General features: G+C 44.0%; 19 protein-coding genes. All 19 read left to right on the forward strand.

Translation table 11 applies throughout. The features are described 5' to 3' along the window. Nucleotides 1-27: 27 nt before the first annotated feature. Complete coding sequence (locus QOS10_RS00585) at nt 28-231, forward strand: hypothetical protein (protein WP_283593067.1); 204 nt, start codon at nt 28-30, stop codon at nt 229-231. After that, nucleotides 215-532 (forward strand): hypothetical protein, encoded by a 318-nt coding sequence (locus tag QOS10_RS00590; RefSeq protein ID WP_283593069.1) that lies wholly within the window; start codon nt 215-217, stop codon nt 530-532. Before QOS10_RS00585 ends, QOS10_RS00590 begins: the two co-directional genes overlap by 17 nt. Further along, nucleotides 529-1,668 (forward strand): DUF2800 domain-containing protein, encoded by a 1,140-nt coding sequence (locus QOS10_RS00595; protein ID WP_283593070.1) that lies wholly within the window; start codon nt 529-531, stop codon nt 1,666-1,668. The genes QOS10_RS00590 and QOS10_RS00595 overlap by 4 nt, the downstream gene beginning before the upstream one ends. 1 nt (nt 1,669) lies before the next feature. Beyond that, complete coding sequence (locus QOS10_RS00600) at nt 1,670-2,221, forward strand: DUF2815 family protein (protein WP_456298555.1); 552 nt, start codon at nt 1,670-1,672, stop codon at nt 2,219-2,221. 55 nt (nt 2,222-2,276) lie between these two features. Then, nucleotides 2,277-4,211 (forward strand): DNA polymerase, encoded by a 1,935-nt coding sequence (locus tag QOS10_RS00605; RefSeq protein WP_283593072.1) that lies wholly within the window; start codon nt 2,277-2,279, stop codon nt 4,209-4,211. 84 nt (nt 4,212-4,295) lie between these two features. Beyond that, nucleotides 4,296-4,682 carry a DUF7768 domain-containing protein gene (locus tag QOS10_RS00610; protein WP_283593073.1) on the forward strand — a complete coding sequence of 129 codons (387 nt, stop codon included), beginning with the start codon at nt 4,296-4,298 and terminating at the stop codon, nt 4,680-4,682. Between the two features lie 2 nt (nt 4,683-4,684). Then, a complete protein-coding gene (locus tag QOS10_RS00615) occupies nt 4,685-6,940 on the forward strand; it encodes a phage/plasmid primase, P4 family (protein ID WP_283593074.1) in 2,256 nt (751 codons plus the stop codon). A gap of 212 nt (nt 6,941-7,152) precedes the next feature. Then, nucleotides 7,153-7,434 (forward strand): VRR-NUC domain-containing protein, encoded by a 282-nt coding sequence (locus tag QOS10_RS00620; protein ID WP_035160218.1) that lies wholly within the window; start codon nt 7,153-7,155, stop codon nt 7,432-7,434. Further along, nucleotides 7,415-8,770: a DEAD/DEAH box helicase gene (locus QOS10_RS00625; RefSeq protein WP_098034980.1), complete on the forward strand. Its 1,356-nt coding sequence runs from the start codon at nt 7,415-7,417 to the stop codon at nt 8,768-8,770. Before QOS10_RS00620 ends, QOS10_RS00625 begins: the two co-directional genes overlap by 20 nt. After that, nucleotides 8,767-9,234, forward strand: coding sequence for a hypothetical protein (locus QOS10_RS00630; protein WP_003672633.1), 468 nt, complete (start codon nt 8,767-8,769; stop codon nt 9,232-9,234). Before QOS10_RS00625 ends, QOS10_RS00630 begins: the two co-directional genes overlap by 4 nt. 345 nt (nt 9,235-9,579) lie before the next feature. Then, nucleotides 9,580-9,759: an HNH endonuclease gene (locus tag QOS10_RS10355; protein WP_249665676.1), complete on the forward strand. Its 180-nt coding sequence runs from the start codon at nt 9,580-9,582 to the stop codon at nt 9,757-9,759. Nucleotides 9,760-9,878: 119 nt separating this feature from the next. After that, nucleotides 9,879-10,421: a P27 family phage terminase small subunit gene (locus tag QOS10_RS00640; RefSeq protein ID WP_011678951.1), complete on the forward strand. Its 543-nt coding sequence runs from the start codon at nt 9,879-9,881 to the stop codon at nt 10,419-10,421. Continuing rightward, on the forward strand, nt 10,421-11,647 hold the full coding sequence (locus QOS10_RS00645) for a site-specific DNA-methyltransferase (protein WP_283593075.1): 1,227 nt from the start codon (nt 10,421-10,423) through the stop codon (nt 11,645-11,647). The genes QOS10_RS00640 and QOS10_RS00645 overlap by 1 nt, the downstream gene beginning before the upstream one ends. 72 nt (nt 11,648-11,719) lie before the next feature. Beyond that, nucleotides 11,720-12,340 carry a hypothetical protein gene (locus QOS10_RS00650; RefSeq protein ID WP_057748730.1) on the forward strand — a complete coding sequence of 207 codons (621 nt, stop codon included), beginning with the start codon at nt 11,720-11,722 and terminating at the stop codon, nt 12,338-12,340. Between the two features lie 2 nt (nt 12,341-12,342). After that, entirely contained in the window at nt 12,343-12,549 is a 207-nt protein-coding gene (locus tag QOS10_RS00655) for a DUF5049 domain-containing protein (RefSeq protein WP_003652780.1), read from the forward strand. A gap of 42 nt (nt 12,550-12,591) precedes the next feature. After that, nucleotides 12,592-14,211 carry a terminase large subunit gene (locus QOS10_RS00660; RefSeq protein ID WP_320869994.1) on the forward strand — a complete coding sequence of 540 codons (1,620 nt, stop codon included), beginning with the start codon at nt 12,592-12,594 and terminating at the stop codon, nt 14,209-14,211. Nucleotides 14,212-14,239: 28 nt separating this feature from the next. Further along, nucleotides 14,240-15,505 carry a phage portal protein gene (locus tag QOS10_RS00665; RefSeq protein WP_198995341.1) on the forward strand — a complete coding sequence of 422 codons (1,266 nt, stop codon included), beginning with the start codon at nt 14,240-14,242 and terminating at the stop codon, nt 15,503-15,505. Further along, entirely contained in the window at nt 15,502-16,173 is a 672-nt protein-coding gene (locus QOS10_RS00670) for a head maturation protease, ClpP-related (RefSeq protein ID WP_283593076.1), read from the forward strand. The genes QOS10_RS00665 and QOS10_RS00670 overlap by 4 nt, the downstream gene beginning before the upstream one ends. A gap of 18 nt (nt 16,174-16,191) precedes the next feature. Next, nucleotides 16,192-17,370, forward strand: a complete 1,179-nt coding sequence (locus tag QOS10_RS00675) for a phage major capsid protein (RefSeq protein ID WP_283593077.1) — start codon at nt 16,192-16,194, stop codon at nt 17,368-17,370. Nucleotides 17,371-17,381 lie beyond the last annotated feature (11 nt).

Genomic DNA, 17,381 nt, shown 5'->3' on the forward strand with positions numbered 1-17,381 from the left:
AAACTTAACAAGAAAGGAACGGTCAAAATGGCTAACAAAATTTCTATTTCAGTAGCCAAGCATCCCGAACAAGATGGTGTTATCAGTATGCGTCAAATCACAATCCGTGAACGGCTGCTGCGTTTACTACTCGGTCAACCACACCATCTGATGGTGATTACACCTGGCAAAGATGTTCAGCAACTGCAAATTAACGAAGTAAAGGAGGATTTCTATGAGCGTAATGAATGACCTTGATTTGAAACTTAAGGAAGCTGAGAACCAGCTTGATCAAACCCAGGAAACCATTCGGTCCATTCGCCAATTGTTATCAAGCAACGAAAATGAAGCTTCAAGTGATGATGAGCAACCAAAGCGTGACTCAATTGAAGACAAAGTAACGGTTCGCAAGATGCTGGCAAAGAAGAGTGCCGAAGGTTATACCGACCAAGTGAAAGAATTGCTTCATAAATTTGGTGCGGAGAAACTCTCTGATGTGGATCCCAAGGATTACAAGGATCTTTACTACAGTGCGGAGGGATTAGGACAATGAGTTCACCAACCCACCACGCATTATTATCGGCTTCCAGTGCTCATCGTTGGCTAAGTGCTCCACCACTACCACGACTAGAGCAGTACTTTCCGCACACCACTTCAAACACTGCCGCTGAAGGAACAGCTGCCCACGCACTAGGAGAATATAAGATCCATCGATTGCTCGGTGATAGGTTCAAGCGTCCTACTTCTGATTACCAATCAGATGAGATGGAAGACCTAACCGATGATTACGCTAGCTATGTCCTGGGACAATACCACCAAGCTAAGAAGTATGCTTCTGACGCCACCATCAATGTGGAACAGAAACTAGACTTCTCCAAGTACGTTCCGGAAGGCTTCGGTACCGGCGACTGCGTGATCGTTTCTGATCACCTGCTCCACATTATCGACTTCAAGTATGGCAAGGGTGTCCGGGTGGAAGCCAAGAACAACCCTCAGATGAAGCTCTATGCCGTTGGAGCATTAGAGATGTTTGGCAGTCTGTACAACATCGATGAAGTTGAAACTACAATCTTTCAACCTCGCATGGCCAATATCAGTACCTGGACCATTAATGCCCAAAAATTGATGCACTGGGCCAATACCGAACTGAAAGAAAAAGCCGAATTAGCTTTTGCTGGCAAAGGTACCGTCCATTATGGTCCTTGGTGCCAATTCTCCGCTTGTAATGCTGTACTGCGAGCTCGTTTTGACTATCATCACAAGCTTACCCGCTTTCAACTACGGTCACCGAACTTGCTAACGGATAGTGAGGTTACCGAAGTACTGGCACACATCGATGATTTGAATCGTTGGGCTCACGAAGTTAAAGACTATGCCGCTGACCTAGCCATTAACCACGGCAAGCAGTGGCCCGGCTACAAGATTGTCGAAGGACGGTCCGTTCGTCATTACAAAGATGAAGCAGCCGTAGCAAAGATTGCTGAAGAACACGGCTACCATGATATTTATCAAAAGAATCTACTACCAATTACAAAACTAGAAAAACAGCTTGGTAAGAAGAAATTCACTGAACTGTTTAGTCAAGAAATTGTAAAACCTGCGGGTAAGCCAACCTTGGTGCCAAATTCTGATCGGCGTCAGAGTATTAGCAAATCTAACCCACAAGATGAATTTAAGGAGGAAAAATAATATGTCACAACAAACTAAGGTCGTTACCGGTATCAACACTCGTCTCTCTTATGCCAACATCTGGGAACCTAAGTCTATCAATGGTGGTAAGGAAAAGTATTCAGTTAGTCTAATCATCCCCAAGTCCGATCAAAAGACAGTCACTGCCATCGAAAAAGCTATCGATGCTGCCATTCAGGAAGGAATTGGAAAGTTTGGTGGCAAGAAGCCAAACAAGGCCGCCCTTAAGTTGCCGCTTCGCAATGGTGATGTTGAACGTGATGATGCTGCCTACCAAGACAGCTACTTTATCAATGCTAACTCAATTACGGCACCACAGATTGTGGACAAGCATGTTCAACCAATTCTCGACCGCAATGAAGTTTACAGCGGCTGCTACGCCCGCGTATCGATTAACTTCTATGCCTTTAATACTAATGGGAATCGTGGAATTGCCTGTGGCCTTGGCAACATCCAAAAAATTCGTGATGGCGAACCGTTAGGAGGTCATGCAAGTGCCAGCGATGACTTTACCGCTATTGATGACAATAACGATGATGATTTCTTAGCTTAAATCAAAAGATGGGCAGTCGAAAAGGACTACCCATTTTTTGTAGAAAGGATTTTTAATGAAGCAACTTTCAATAGATATCGAAACTTATTCCAGCACTAACCTGAACCAGACTGGAGTCTATCGTTATGCAGATAGTAAAGACTTTGAACTCCTGCTTTTTGGCTACGCTATCGACTTCGGTCCAGTAAAGGTTATAGACCTCACTCAGGGTGAATCAATTCCTCCTCAGGTTATTAAGGCGTTAGATGATCCTACTATTATTAAAAGTGCCTTTAACGCTCAATTTGAACGGGTCTGTCTGTCACGTTTCGTAAGCCACCGCTTAAAGCCTGCTGGTTGGCATTGCTCACGGGTATGGTCGGCTACCTTAGGACTACCCTTGTCGCTTCGTGATGTAGGTACCGTCTTAGGGCTACCACGACAAAAAATCACCGCAGGAAAAGAACTCGTTCGTTACTTCTGCACGCCTTGCAAACCGACCAAAGCTAATCAAAATCGTACTCGTAACTTTCCATATCATGCCCCTGATAAGTGGCAACAGTTTAAGCAATACAATCAGCGTGACGTCGAGGTTGAAATGGAAATCACCCAAAAGCTCGAACGCTTCCCCGTCCCACAGAATGAATGGGAAAACTACTGGATGGATCAAGACATTAATGATCGCGGTATCCGGATTGACCAACAACTGGTTAACAATGCGATCAAATGTCAAAACGTCTTCCATGACCAGTACTTACAAACTGCTAAAGAATTAACAGGTCTAGCAAATCCTAACTCTCCATTACAGCTAAAAGACTGGCTCCAGCAGCAAGGTATTAAAACTAATTCACTATCCAAAGCATCAGTGGCACAGCTATTACAAACAACTACCGGCACGGTTCATCAAGTATTAGCTCTCCGTCAGTTACTCTCCAAATCAAGTGTCAAAAAGTACCAGGCTATGCAGAAAGCTATGTGCCAAGATGGTCGTGTCCATGGTCTTTTACAATTTTACGGGGCAAACCGTACCGGTCGCTGGGCTGGTCGCCTTGTACAAGTACAAAATCTTCCCCGTAATTCAATGCCAGACCTCGAAGAAGCTCGCGAATTAGTTAAGCAAGGCAACGTACCAGCACTTGCAATGCTTTATGATTCAGTGCCAGACGTCTTATCACAATTGATTCGCACTGCTTTTATCCCTAGCAAAAATCATCATTTCTACGTGGCTGACTTCTCAGCGATTGAAGCACGGGTGATTGCTTGGCTATCTAATGAAAAATGGCGACAAGAATCCTTTGCCAAGAATGAAGATATCTATTGTGCATCCGCGAGTCAGATGTTTGGTGTCCCGGTCGTCAAACATGGCATCAATGGCGAACTCCGTCAAAAGGGTAAAATTGCCGAACTCGCCCTGGGCTATGGCGGTTCCATTGGTGCCCTCAAAGCCATGGGTGCCACTAAGCTTGGCTTAACTGATGATGAATTACCGCCACTGGTTCAAATGTGGCGTAATGCTAGTCCTCACATTGTGCAGTTTTGGTGGGACGTTGATAAAGCGGCTAAAGTTTGTATTAAAACCCACCTTCCTCAAGAATCTCACGGTATGAAATTCGCCTACCGCAGTGGTTGTATGTTTCTAAAATTACGTTCTGGTCGATCTCTTTGTTATCCCCAACCTAAGATCGGCATTAACCGCTTTGGTAGTGAGTCCATTACTTTCATGGGCATTAACACCGTCAAGAAATGGTCACGAATTGAAACCTATGGTGCTAAGTTAGTCGAAAACATCGTCCAGGCCACTAGTCGTGATCTCTTAGCTGAAGCCATGCGCCGTTTAGAAGCAGCCGGCAACCCGGCCGTAATGCATATTCATGACGAAGCCGTAATTGACGCCCCTTCCAATCGGTCACTTGACACCATGGTTCAGCTCATGACCGAAGTTCCAGACTGGGCCAATGGCTTAATCCTCAACGCTGCTGGTTTTGTTAGCGACTTTTACAAAAAAGATTAATTTTAATGGTTTACTTTCTGCCCTCATCTGGCTTATTGGTGAGGGCTTTTTTAGTTCTCTAATTTAATGAAAGGATCTGAATCTATGTCAGAAGCAACCATAGCAATTACCAAGCTGCGCCAAGATAAACTGAATCCACACTACCGACCAATGATCTTTGTCATTGCGCCGTTTACAGAAGTAGTAAAGAGCGATGCTAAAAGTACCATGACAGTGCGCTCTTACTGCCGATTTGTCTATCAACATGGCGGCATTCCCATTTGTCCACAGCTTTACCTACCTCAATTTATTAACATGCACCATTCACGCGAATTTCAAGTAGCCGCCTTTATTAACATTGTGCTACTAACTAAATGCGCCGAAGCCTGGTCATTTGGTAAGCCAACACATGATATGCGCTACTTCATCCGCTTAGCCAAACATAAAAATAAAAATATCCGCTACTTTAATAACGAAATGGAGGCTAACTAAAGATGCATTTTACTTTATCGACGGCAGTTAATTCCGGTCAGGCTAGCAACACGATCTATCCTCATCAACAAACTATCACTAACGCACAGGAATTAGAACAGGCTGCCCATTATGACCATGTCTGCGGTCAATTTACAAATAATCAACGCGCTATTGCCAACTTCATCAAAGCTGACTGCCTGATCATGGACTGCGATAACGATCATTCTGACGATCCGACTACTTGGATCAAACCTGCAAACATTGCTAACTATTTCGATGATGTTTCCTACGCCATTACTTTCTCGCGAAACAATATGAAGGCCAAGCACCATAAAACACCCCGGCCTAAGTTTCACGTCTACTTTCCGATTACTGAGATTACGGATGCTAAAACCTACGCCGAACTAAAACACGAAATTCAAGAATACTTTCCCTATTTTGATGACAATGCGCTTGATGCGGCCCGGTTTGTCTTTGGTGTGCCTAGTACTAAAGCCATCTGGCATGAAGGATCACAAGCCGTGGACAAATTTATGATGGCCCAGCGTTACTTTGCTCAGCAAAACATCGGATCAATCCATGAGGGCAAACGTAATGCTACCCTTTCGCATTTTGCCGGTCGCATCATTATGCGTCTTGGCAATACTGCTGAAGCTCGTCAGGCATTTCAGGAAGAAGCTGCTAAATGTGATCCACCACTAAGCAAGCAGGAATTAAAAAACATCTGGCATAGTGCCACCAAATTTGGTCAACGCATGGCTAATCAAAAAGATTATATTCCGCCCGAAAAATACAATCAGCCCAATGATGACTTACAGCCAGCTGACTACTCGGACACTGGGGAATCTTATGTCTTTGTAAACAACTGTAAAGAGCGGGTCTGCTACACCAATCAATCAGGTTTTATGTGGTTCGACGGTAAGGTCTGGCAAGAATCGGAACCTTTAGCTCTCGGCGAAGTCCAACGTTTTACCGATAAACAATTAACTGATGCTCAGCTTCGTGTCACTAATAGTTATAAGAAGATTCAGCAAAATGGTGTGACATCCGCTTTGCAAGCAATGGGTAAAACTAAAGCTAGTCGGACTTTTAACGATGAACAACAGGCAGCGTTCAAGAATTACGAAAATGCTAAAGCTTACGAAGCCTTCATTCTCAAGGAACGCAGCACCCGTGGTATTAACGGGATCTTAACTAATTCTCGACCAAAGCTCGTCAAAGAGATTAATGATTTTGATGCTGATCCGTTTTTGTTGAACACGCCCAACGGACCTTTCAATTTAAAGAAAGGGATGCACGGTCAACAGGAAATTCAAGCTGATGAATTAATCACCAAATCCACATCCTGTATTCCTGGTAATCAAGGAGCTTCACTCTGGCAAGAAGCACTCACTACTTTCTTCTGTGGTGACCAAGCGTTGATTAATTACGTCCAAGAAATTGTGGGACTGGTGGCGATCGGTCAGGTGTACCTGGAAGCTCTGATTATTGCTTACGGCAGCGGGAGGAATGGTAAGTCAACCTTCTGGAACACCATCGCTAATGTACTCGGCACTTATACCGGTCACCTCTCAGCTGATGCCTTGACCACTGGTGTCCGGCGAAACGTCAAACCAGAGATGGCCGAAGTTAAAGGCAAGCGGCTAATCATTTCCGCTGAACTAGAAGAAGGTAAGCGACTGAACACTTCCATCGTCAAGCAACTTTGTTCAACTGATGAAATCTATGCCGAAAAGAAATACATGAAACCTTTCTCCTTTACGCCCAGCCACACCATCGTGTTATACACCAATTACCTGCCCCACGTAGGTGGTAATGATGAAGGAATCTGGCGACGGTTAATTGTGATCCCCTTTAAAGCTACGATCGCTAAACGCAATGATATTAAGAATTACGCCCAGTACCTAACCGAAAAAGCTGGGCCGGCAGTCTTGCAGTGGATCATTGAAGGCGCACAGCGAACCATTCAGCAAAATTACCGATTAACTACTCCGGCGGCAGTCGAAAAAGCGGTCAATGCTTACCATGCTGACAATGATTGGCTCGGACATTTTCTCAACGAAAAATGCGAATTAAACCCAGAATATGAGCAAAAGTCCGGTGACCTCTATCAAAAGTATCGCGAATACTGCCAAGGCATCGGTGAATATATCCGCAGCACGACTGACTTTTACACCGCCCTCAAAAATGCTGGCTTTCAACGTCAACATAAACAAAACGGTCGTTTCATCGAGGGACTGCGATTAAAAGTTGATGCCGACGAATTCCTCAGTTGACTGTCATCGACTGTCACACTTTAAAACTCTAAAAGCTTGATACATCAGTGTTTACCAACCCTAATGACAGTCGTGACACTCTTTTACATTACTTGTATATAGGAATAAAAATAGAAAAAAAGAGTATAGAGAAGAGTAGTAAAACAACTGTCACGACCGTCATCAACCCTGACGAATCACCGATATATCAACGTTTAGGAAGGATTTTACAAATGTTAGAAAAACAAATCGAAACTACTTTTGTCAAAGCTACCCACCAACGCGGAGGTCTTTGCCTAAAGTTCACCTCCCCATCGATGGCCGGAGTACCTGATCGATTGGTCCTCCTGCCTGATGGTCACATGGGCTTTGTGGAGATGAAGGCTCCTGGTAAACATCCCCGCCCGTTACAAGTGCAAAGACTCAACCAGTTAAAACAACTTGGTTACCAGGTTTTTGTTTGCGATCAGTTTGATCAGATTGGAGGAATGCTAGATGCAATACAAACCGCATGAATACCAACAATACGCAACTCAGTTTATTCTGGATCATCCTGTGGCAGCAATCTTGCTTGATATGGGACTAGGTAAAAGCGTCATTACCCTAACTGCTATTAAACAACTTATTCAGCAGGGGAAAGTTCAACGGGTATTAGTTGTCGCTCCACTGCGTGTGGCTAAACAAACCTGGCCAGAAGAAATTGAAAAATGGGACCACTTAAAAGGCCTTAACTATTCAGTCGTCACTGGTTCTAAGTTTCAAAGGATCAAAGCACTGCAGCAAGATGTCGACATTTATATCATTAATCGGGAAAACTTAAAATGGCTAATTGAATCCTCTGGTACTTCCTTTGACTACGACATGTTGGTGATCGATGAACTCTCCAGTTTTAAGTCTTACCGCTCGCAACGCTTCAAAGCCCTCAAACGAGTGCGACCACTGATTAAGCGCGTAGTTGGCTTAACAGGCACACCGTCGTCTAATGGCTTGATGGATTTGTGGGCAGAGTTCCGCGTACTAGACATGGGCCAACGACTCGGCCGTTTCATCTCATCTTACCGAATGAACTACTTTGACCCTGACAAGCGAAACATGTATCAAGTGTTTACCTACAAACCTAAGCCCGGTGCTGAACAAAGTATCTACCGCGCCATTGATGATATCACCATTTCTATGAAGTCTAAGGACTACTTGAATCTGCCACCATTAACTATGAACACCGTTCCGGTAAAAATGAGTAATAGTGAGCAGGCAATCTATGATGAGCTTAATGCCCAGCTAGTAGTTTCAACCCAGGGTAAACAAATCGATGCCCTCAACGCAGCCAGTTTATCGAATAAACTTTGCCAGATGGCAAATGGTTGTGTCTACGACGACCAGCAGCAGATTGTTCAAATTCACCAGCGAAAACTTGATGCCCTTGAAGATTTGGTTGAAGCTGCTAATGGTAAACCTGTCTTGGTAGCTTACTGGTTCAAACATGATCTAACCCAGATTAAAAGTCGTTTCAAGGTTCGTGAGATCAAAACACCCCGTGACATTCAGGACTGGAATGCCGGTAAGATTCCTTTAGCTTTGATCCACCCCGCTTCTGCTGGTCATGGTCTTAACCTGCAGGCTGGTGGTGCCACCTTGATTTGGTATGGATTGACTTGGAGCCTGGAGCTTTACCAGCAAACCAACGCTCGGCTCTGGCGACAAGGACAGCGTCAGCCAGTAGTTATCCACCACATCATCACCGAAGGAACCATTGACGAAAACATTCTGGCCGCCTTGAAACGTAAAGATAAAACCCAGCTAGCGTTAATCAATGCGGTGAAAGCCAACCTGAAAGGAAGTGTTGTGGCATGAGTATCATGTGGAACTACTTAGACAAACGACGAGCGACCGTCGCAGCCTTGAAAGATTACGATGGTATGAAGTTCATCATTGACTCTTACCAAGACGAACTGAAACTAGCTAAGGAACAAATGGTTGGTGTCAGTTCGCCTCGCTATGGTTTCTCACCCAGTGGCAGCAAAAAGGATAACCCGACTGAACATCGCCTGCTGCATGGCATTGACCAGACAACCAAACTGAATGAACGTTACCAACAAGCCCAGCTTTACTTCAAATGGTTCGAGCCAGCCTGGCAAGAACTATCTGACGACGAGCGGTTTGTTTTAGACGTTTGCTACCGCACTCCAAACCAGTCAATGAACGAGGGACTAACTATCATGATGGACAAGTATTTCATTGCGAAAACCACTGCTTATAATCGAAAGAACAAATCACTCGACCACCTTACCCTTTTGCTTTATGGATCCCACCATTAGAAAGGTAAAACGCAGAACAAACAATCAACTTATCCATGTTACGATGATAGTGTAGAAAATTAAGATAAGGCATTTGCTTTATAACACTGAAGCCTGGCAGCTTAGAACTGCTGGGCTTTTCTTATAACCTCAGAAAGGAGGAGTGTCATGCCTTACTCGCCTAAGAAACCCTGTCGCTACCCTGGCTGCCCACGATTAACCCACAACACTTATTGTGACGCGCACGCCAAGCAAGTCAGCTCTCACTATAATCGTTACCAACGACCAAAGCGTAGTCGACCACGCTATCATCGTGGCTGGCCAAAGATCAGACAAAGGTACCTACTCCACCATCCCTTCTGTGAGATGTGCCTGAGCCAAGGAAGGTATACCAAGGCTACCGAAGTCCATCACGTTCTGCCCTTAGAGCACGGTGGCACCAACGAGTTCAAAAACCTGATGGCATTATGCAAACCATGTCATTCCCGCATCACCGCTCAGATGGATGATCGTTGGCACAAAGCACCACGTCAATATCATTACTAAACCACGGAGGGGGCCATCGAATCCTTAAAAATTTTTCACGCGGGAGCGGGCCTGGGCCTTCGTGTGTAAAAAATCGAAATCAAAGGGGGTATTAACCCCTGCCGGAAGGAGGGAGAGATTTGGCTAAAGATGGTACGAATCGTGGTGGATCCCGAATCGGTGCTGGACGTAAACCTAAATCACTTCACGACAAAATTCAAGCCGGTCAAGATGCTCAGGTGATTGACCTACCAACACCAACCAATTTGGAAGGCCATGTGATGCCGCCAGTCAAGAAGTACCTCAAGGCCAAACAGAAGAATGGTTTAGAATTCGACGCCGCTGATATTTTCAAAGAAACCTGGGAATGGCTGGTCGAGCGTGGTTGTGAAAAGCTAGTTAATACTCAGCTGATTGAACAATATGCGGTAAGTGTAAGCCGTTGGATTCAGTGTGAAGAATGTATCTCAAAATTTGGTTTTCTTGCCCGCCACCCAACAACTGGGAACGCAATTGCTTCCCCTTACGTATCAATGAGCCGCGACTACATGAAACAATCCAGCCAATTATGGTTTCAAATTTTTCAGGTTGTTAAAGAAAACAACGCTACAACTTACCAAGGATCTACACCACAGGACGATGTGATGGAACGCTTGCTCCGTTCACGGAAAGGAATGAACTAATGAAATTTGTTCAGAAGAAAATAACGGACCTCATCCCCGCGGATTACAATCCACGAAAAGACTTAAAGCCAGGTGATCCTGACTACGAAAAGCTAAAACACTCAATGAAAGAATTCGGCTACGTTGATCCAATCATCTGGAACCAACAAACTGGTCGCGTAGTCGGCGGACACCAGCGGTTAAAGATTCTCCAGAATGAAGGGATCAAAGAAGCCGAGTGTGTAGTTGTCAACTTAGACGAAGAAAAAGAAAAAGCGCTGAACATTGCTCTCAACAAGATCAGCGGTGATTGGGATAAGGACAAGTTAGCTTTGTTGATGACTGACTTACAAGCCAGTGACCTGGATATTTCATTAACTGGTTTTGATGAGGATGAAATATCTGACTTGCTTGCTACCGAAGGTGATACTCATGACGATAATTTCGATGTAGATAGCGAGTTGAATAAACCGACTTTTTCTAAAGCTGGCGACCTCTGGCATTTAGGACGGCACACCCTATTTTGTGGTGATGCTACAAAAGGTGAAGGTTACCAAAAGTTACTTGGTGATCATAAAGTTAACCTTGTTCTTACCGATCCACCATACAATGTCGATTACCAAAGCAAAGCCGGCAAGATTAAGAACGACCATCAGGATGATCATAAGTTCTATCAATTTTTACTAGCCGCTTTCCAAAACATGAATAAGGTAATGGCCAATGATGCCAGTATCTATGTTTTCCATGCTGATACTGAAGGGTTAAACTTTCGGCGAGCATTTCGAGATGCTGATTTCTATTTATCCGGTTGCTGTATCTGGAAAAAACAATCCCTTGTCTTAGGACGTTCACCCTATCAATGGCAACACGAACCAGTTCTTTATGGTTGGAAACAAGATGGTAAGCACGAGTGGTATACCGGGCGCAAAGAATCAACCATCTGGGAATTTGACCGTCCGAAGCAAAGTAAGGAACACCCAACAATGAAGCCTGTTCCATTGCTTGCCTATCCAATCATGAATTCGACAATGTCTAACTGTACGGTTCTGGATCCCTTTGGTGGTTCTGGATCTACCCTCATTGCCTGTGAACAGACTAACCGAATTTGTTACATGATGGAACTCGATCCTAAGTACTGCGATGTCATCGTTAATCGCTATATCGAACAAGTGGGTTCAGATCAAGAAGTCAGTGTGGAAAGAGATGATCACATAATTCCGTACAATAAGCTAAAAAAACCGGCCTAATTCCTCGAAAGTCCTTGCTATCTGTATCTTCTAGAGTGATGTATACAGTAATCAAACAAGGAGGTACATACTATGGAAATTAATTTTAATGTTCATGGTAAACAGCGCAAAAAGCTAGTCGAACAGATTGCTGAATACACTCAGCAAAGGGCAGAGTATCAGTACACACCAACTTATGCATACCAGATTGGTAAATACACCGTCAGCAAGGATGGCAATCTTTTATCCCCAGATGAGATTCCTGCTGAATTAGTAACATATCTTAAGCAACAGGGATTCACATCCAGCGAGACGGTCAAGTTGAACATAACATATCGCCGCAATGAGCTTACTGACCAAGATCTAGATAACCTACGCCATTTAATCTGGGCAAAAGGACAATTAATCAAAGACGCTTGCCAACTGAATTCCTTGTCTCTCACAATTGATGACCAACGTGTATCCTTCGATTGGTTCACCGAAGTTAACACTGATGACGCTCCAGCTTATCAACAATTGATCGATAAATTAGTGCAATACGCAAAGAGTCACCAGCGAATTATGTCAACGCCACGTGATGAGAGTAATGAAAAATATGCTTTCCGCTGCTTTTTACTGCGTTTGGGTTTTATTGGTCCCCAATACAAGACCCAACGGAAAGTGCTACTCAAAAATTTAACCGGATCGGCTGCTTTTAAGAACCAGGAGGCTTAGTCATGAACAAAATCAAAGATGAATTAGCCAAACGTGATCGTATTCGCCAACAGGTATTACAAATTCGCAATACCGGTGAAGTAAATATGTTTGATGTTGAAAACGTAAAGCGGCTCGCTTATTACTATAATTGCCACGATCTGATCGACTATTTGACCACTGACCGCGCCGGATACATCAACCTGATCTTAACCGGTAAATTTAATTAGCTACCAAGCATTGAGTTCACTCTCAGTGCTTTTTTAGTATCAATGAAAGGATGTGATGCCCTCTTGCAAAAGCTAAAAGACTACACACCAACTAGGTTTATGGCTAAGGATTCTACCTACGATAAAGATGCTGCTGACTTTGCAGTGTCATTTATCGAATGCCTGTGCCACACAAAGGGAACCTGGGCAGGCAAGCCTTTCGACCTCATCGATTGGCAGGAAAAAATTATTCGAGATATTTTTGGCATCTTAAAGCCCGATGGCTACCGTCAATTTAATACTGCTTACGTAGAAATTCCAAAGAAACAAGGTAAATCAGAGCTGGCTGCCGCCATCGCCCTGTTACTCTGCTGTGCCGATGGTGAAGAACGTGCAGAGGTTTATGGCTGTGCAGCTGATCGGCAACAAGCTGCAATTGTTTTTGACGTTGCTGCTGATATGGTACGTATGAATCCTGCCCTGAAGAAACGTTGTAAAATTCTTGCTTCACAGAAGCGGTTGATCTACGAACCAACTAATAGCTTTTATCAAGTTCTATCTGCTGATGCTTATTCTAAACATGGTTTTAATGTGTCCGGAGTTATATTTGATGAACTGCATACTCAACCAAACCGGAAACTCTATGATGTTATGACGAAGGGATCGGGGGATGCCAGAACTCAGCCCCTCTACTTCTTAATCACAACCGCTGGCACTGATGAGCATTCTATTTGTTATCAAGTCCATCAAAAAGCAATTGATATCATGAAAGGTCGAAAGCATGACCCCCGCTTTTACCCAGTAATTTATGGTGCTGATCGGGATGAGGATTGGTCGAGCCCCGAAGTCTGGAAAAAAGCTAATCCTTCTTTAGGAATTACAGTCAAAATGGAGAAAGTCAAAGACGCCTACAACTCTGCCAAGGAAAATCCAGCAGAGGAAAATACCTTCCGACAGCTTCGTTTGAACCAATGGGTAAAACAGGACGTTCGTTGGATGCCCATGGATAAATGGGATGCTTGTGCTTTCCCAGTTGATCCTAATGAACTACGGGGACGAGATTGTTACGGCGGACTCGACCTGTCGTCGACTACCGATATCACTGCTTTTGTTCTAGTGTTTCCACCAAGGGATGATTCTGAAGGTTATACCCTTCTGCCCTATTTTTGGATCCCCGAAGATAATGTTGACTTACGAGTTCGGCGTGATCATGTTCCATATGATATTTGGAAACGACAGGGTTATCTTCAAACAACAGAAGGAAATGTAGTTCACTACGGTTTTATTGAACAATTTATTGATGATCTTGGTAAAAAATACCACATCAAAGAAATCGCCTTTGACCGATGGGGTGCGGTAGAAATGGTTCAAAATCTCGAAGGTATGGGATTCACTGTAGTTCCATTTGGTCAGGGATTTAAAGATATGACCCCACCAACTAAAGAACTAATGCGATTAACTCTGGAAAAGAAGATCGCTCATGGTGGTCACCCAGTATTACGCTGGATGATGGACAACATCTACATCCGCACTGACCCAGCCGGGAATATCAAACCTGATAAGGCTAAGTCAACCGAAAAAATTGATGGCGTAGTGGCCACCATTATGGGACTGGATCGTGCTATCCGAAATGAGGATAATGGTGATTCTGTTTATGATGGTCGAGGTTTATTGATGTTGTAATTGCGAAGAACTGAAAGGAGTTGATGCCATGAGTCTATTTAATAAATTGTTCCATACCAATAAAGCTTCACCCAAAAACACCCTATCCAGCACCATGTCATTTTTCTTCGGCAGTTCGATGGCTGGCCAAAATGTGACCGAACGCACCGCAATGCAGAATACTGCAGTTTATGCTTGTGTTCGAGTCTTGGCTGAAGGATTAGCTGAACTGCCACTCCATATTTATCAATATACCAGCGATGGTGGGAAAAAGCGGGCAATTAACCACCCGCTTTATTTTTTGCTTCATGATGCGCCAAATCCAGAAATGACCAGTTTTATCTTTCGCGAAACCATGATGAACCATTTATTACTGTGGGGTAATGCCTATGCACAAATCATTCGAAACGGTCAAGGCAAGATCACTGGGCTCTATCCTTTGATGCCAGATCGAATGGACGTTAACCGTGCTGCTAACGGTGAAATCTACTACACCTATACTCGCAACTATGATGATTACCAGGCAAAGAATAAATCGAAGCAAGTAATTCTCTTGTCCGATGAAGTCCTTCACATCGCAGGGTTAGGATTTGATGGTTTGATTGGTTACAGTCCTATTGCTATGGCTAAGAATGCTATTGGATTATCCATGGCTGCCGAACAATATGGGGCCACCTTTTTCAAAAATGATGCCACACCTGGTGGTGTTCTCGAGCATCCTAATGTAGTCAAAGATCCCGAACGGCTCCGGAAAAGTTGGCAATCACAATTTTCGGGATCTAATAATCACAGCATTGCTGTTTTGGAAGAAGGAATGACTTTTCATCAGCTTTCCATTCCACCCGACCAAGCGCAATTTCTTGATACTCGAAAATTCCAACTCGACGAAATCGCCAGAATTTTTCGTGTACCACCGCATATGGTTGGTGACCTAGATCGTTCGACATTCTCAAATATCGAGCAACAATCACTAGAATTTGTAAAGTACACCCTGAACCCTTGGTGCATTCGCTGGGAACAAGCTATGAATCAACAGCTTCTTTCCGCTGATGATCAACGAAAGTTTTTCGTTAAATTCAATGTTGATGGACTACTACGTGGTGATTACGAAAGCCGGATGAATGGGTATGCCATTGGTCGACAAAATGGCTGGTTATCTGCTAATGACATTCGTGAGTTAGAGGATCTCAACCGTATCCCTGCTGATGAAGGTGGTGATCAGTACTTGGTTAACGGTAACATGCTGCCACTTAACCAAGCCGGTAATTTCTATAACACGCAAACAACCAAAGAAAGTGAGGAACCAAAAGAATGAAACGTTTCTGGAACTGGAAACAAAATGGTGATCAGCGGCAACTAGCTATCTCTGGGGTAATTGCTCCTGATAGCTGGGTGCATGACGATGTTTCACCACAGGTATTCCAAGACGAACTTAATGAAAGTCAGGATCCAATCGATCTCTGGCTGAACTCCCCTGGTGGTGATTGTACCGCTGCCAGTCAAATTTATACCATGCTGATGAATTACCCGAATGAAGTCAATGTCAAAATCTCAGGTATTGCGGCATCTGCTGCTTCGGTAATTGCGATGGCTGGAACTACTGTTTCAATGGCTCCTGCGGCTATGCTAATGATCCACAATCCACTGACTATTGTCGGCGGTCAAGAAAGAGATCTCGACCACGCTGCGCAAATGCTAGCTGAAACCAAGGAGTCGATCATCAATGCCTATGAGCTGAAAACCAACCTGCCCCGTGAAAAGATTTCAACAATGATGGATAACGAAACTTGGATGAACGTCAATAAAGCTATCGAATTAGGCTTTGCTGATGCCATGCTGGGTGACCATAAGAATGTCACAGGTTGTTACTCGTATTCCGATAAGCAATCTGACCTGGTGTTATTGAATAAACTCAAGCCTAAAGCAAAATCTACTATTTCTGTAAAGTCGCTGCAAAAGCGGCTTTCTTTGTTATCACACTAATTTAGGAGGAACTTACCAATGAACAAGATTACTGAATTACAAGAAAAGCGTGCCCGTATTTGGAAGCAAGCAAAGTATTTCCTGGACACTAAACAAAAAGAAGCTGATGTACTTTCTGCTGAGGACAACGCTACCTACGAAAAGATGGAACAAGACGTCGTCAACTTGGGTAAGGAAATCGATCGGCTCCATAAGCAAGCCCAAATTGAAGCAGAACTCAATCAGCCCACAACTAAAGCCCTTACTAATACCCCGACTGCTGGAGAATTACCAAAGGGTCAGGATGCTTATGCGCAGAACTTTTGGCAAATGATGCGTGGTCATGCGGTCGTTGATGCACTAAAAGAAGGTACGGATCCAGATGGTGGCTTCCTAGTGCCAAATGAGTTTGAAAATCAACTGATTCAAAAGCTTCAAGAAGCCAACGTCCTGCGAACCATCAGCCATGTCATTCAAACCAATAGCGGTGAACATAAGATTCCGGTTGTCGCGAGCGAAGGAACAGCTGCTTGGCTCGAGGAAGAAGCAGCCTACACAGAATCTAATACTCAATTTAGTCAAGTATCCCTCAGTGCTCACAAATTGGGGACTCTGATCAAGGTATCGGAAGAACTACTGAATGACTCCGCCTTCGACTTGATGTCCTATTTATCTGATGAATTTGGTCGTCGACTTGGTAATGCTGAAGAACAAGCCTTCCTAACGGGTACCGGCACTGGCCAACCAACTGGTATCTTAACCGACACTAATGGTGCGTCTGCGGGATCCACAGCTGCTAAGGCCGATACATTGACTTTTGATGATTTGATCGAACTTTTCTATTCCTTAAGAGCACCATACCGTCAAAATGCTGTTTTCTTAATGAATGATGATACCGTGAAAACCATTCGCAAAATGAAGGATAACAATGGTCAATATATCTGGCAGCCTTCTGTTCAAGCTGGCCAACCAGATCGAATCCTCAATTGCCCAGTTTATACTAGTCCGTTCATGCCATCCATGGCCGCATCTAATAAACCAGTGCTCTTTGGTGATTTCAATTACTATTGGATTGCTGATCGTCAAGGTCGAACCTTTAAACGACTTAATGAACTTTATGCTGTAACTGGTCAAGTCGGTTTCTTGGGCTCGCAACGAGTAGATGGCAAAGTCATCCTTCCAGAAGCCATTAAGACTCTCACCATGGCTGCTAAGTAGAAAGGACTGAT

Origin of the sequence: Limosilactobacillus galli, from assembly GCF_947381495.1 — a bacterium.
GTDB lineage: Bacteria > Bacillota > Bacilli > Lactobacillales > Lactobacillaceae > Limosilactobacillus > Limosilactobacillus galli.

What these genes read in the sequence shown, in the direction of transcription:
- QOS10_RS00585 (WP_283593067.1), top strand. Translation starts at nt 28, where the DNA reads ATGGCTAACAAAATTTCTATTTCAGTAGCCAAGCATCCCGAACAAGAT.
- QOS10_RS00590 (WP_283593069.1), top strand. Translation starts at nt 215, where the DNA reads ATGAGCGTAATGAATGACCTTGATTTGAAACTTAAGGAAGCTGAGAAC.
- QOS10_RS00595 (WP_283593070.1), top strand. Translation starts at nt 529, where the DNA reads ATGAGTTCACCAACCCACCACGCATTATTATCGGCTTCCAGTGCTCAT.
- QOS10_RS00600 (WP_456298555.1), top strand. Translation starts at nt 1,670, where the DNA reads ATGTCACAACAAACTAAGGTCGTTACCGGTATCAACACTCGTCTCTCT.
- QOS10_RS00605 (WP_283593072.1), top strand. Translation starts at nt 2,277, where the DNA reads ATGAAGCAACTTTCAATAGATATCGAAACTTATTCCAGCACTAACCTG.
- QOS10_RS00610 (WP_283593073.1), top strand. Translation starts at nt 4,296, where the DNA reads ATGTCAGAAGCAACCATAGCAATTACCAAGCTGCGCCAAGATAAACTG.
- QOS10_RS00615 (WP_283593074.1), top strand. Translation starts at nt 4,685, where the DNA reads ATGCATTTTACTTTATCGACGGCAGTTAATTCCGGTCAGGCTAGCAAC.
- QOS10_RS00620 (WP_035160218.1), top strand. Translation starts at nt 7,153, where the DNA reads ATGTTAGAAAAACAAATCGAAACTACTTTTGTCAAAGCTACCCACCAA.
- QOS10_RS00625 (WP_098034980.1), top strand. Translation starts at nt 7,415, where the DNA reads ATGCAATACAAACCGCATGAATACCAACAATACGCAACTCAGTTTATT.
- QOS10_RS00630 (WP_003672633.1), top strand. Translation starts at nt 8,767, where the DNA reads ATGAGTATCATGTGGAACTACTTAGACAAACGACGAGCGACCGTCGCA.
- QOS10_RS10355 (WP_249665676.1), top strand. Translation starts at nt 9,580, where the DNA reads ATGTGCCTGAGCCAAGGAAGGTATACCAAGGCTACCGAAGTCCATCAC.
- QOS10_RS00645 (WP_283593075.1), top strand. Translation starts at nt 10,421, where the DNA reads ATGAAATTTGTTCAGAAGAAAATAACGGACCTCATCCCCGCGGATTAC.
- QOS10_RS00650 (WP_057748730.1), top strand. Translation starts at nt 11,720, where the DNA reads ATGGAAATTAATTTTAATGTTCATGGTAAACAGCGCAAAAAGCTAGTC.
- QOS10_RS00655 (WP_003652780.1), top strand. Translation starts at nt 12,343, where the DNA reads ATGAACAAAATCAAAGATGAATTAGCCAAACGTGATCGTATTCGCCAA.
- QOS10_RS00660 (WP_320869994.1), top strand. Translation starts at nt 12,592, where the DNA reads ATGAAAGGATGTGATGCCCTCTTGCAAAAGCTAAAAGACTACACACCA.
- QOS10_RS00665 (WP_198995341.1), top strand. Translation starts at nt 14,240, where the DNA reads ATGAGTCTATTTAATAAATTGTTCCATACCAATAAAGCTTCACCCAAA.
- QOS10_RS00670 (WP_283593076.1), top strand. Translation starts at nt 15,502, where the DNA reads ATGAAACGTTTCTGGAACTGGAAACAAAATGGTGATCAGCGGCAACTA.
- QOS10_RS00675 (WP_283593077.1), top strand. Translation starts at nt 16,192, where the DNA reads ATGAACAAGATTACTGAATTACAAGAAAAGCGTGCCCGTATTTGGAAG.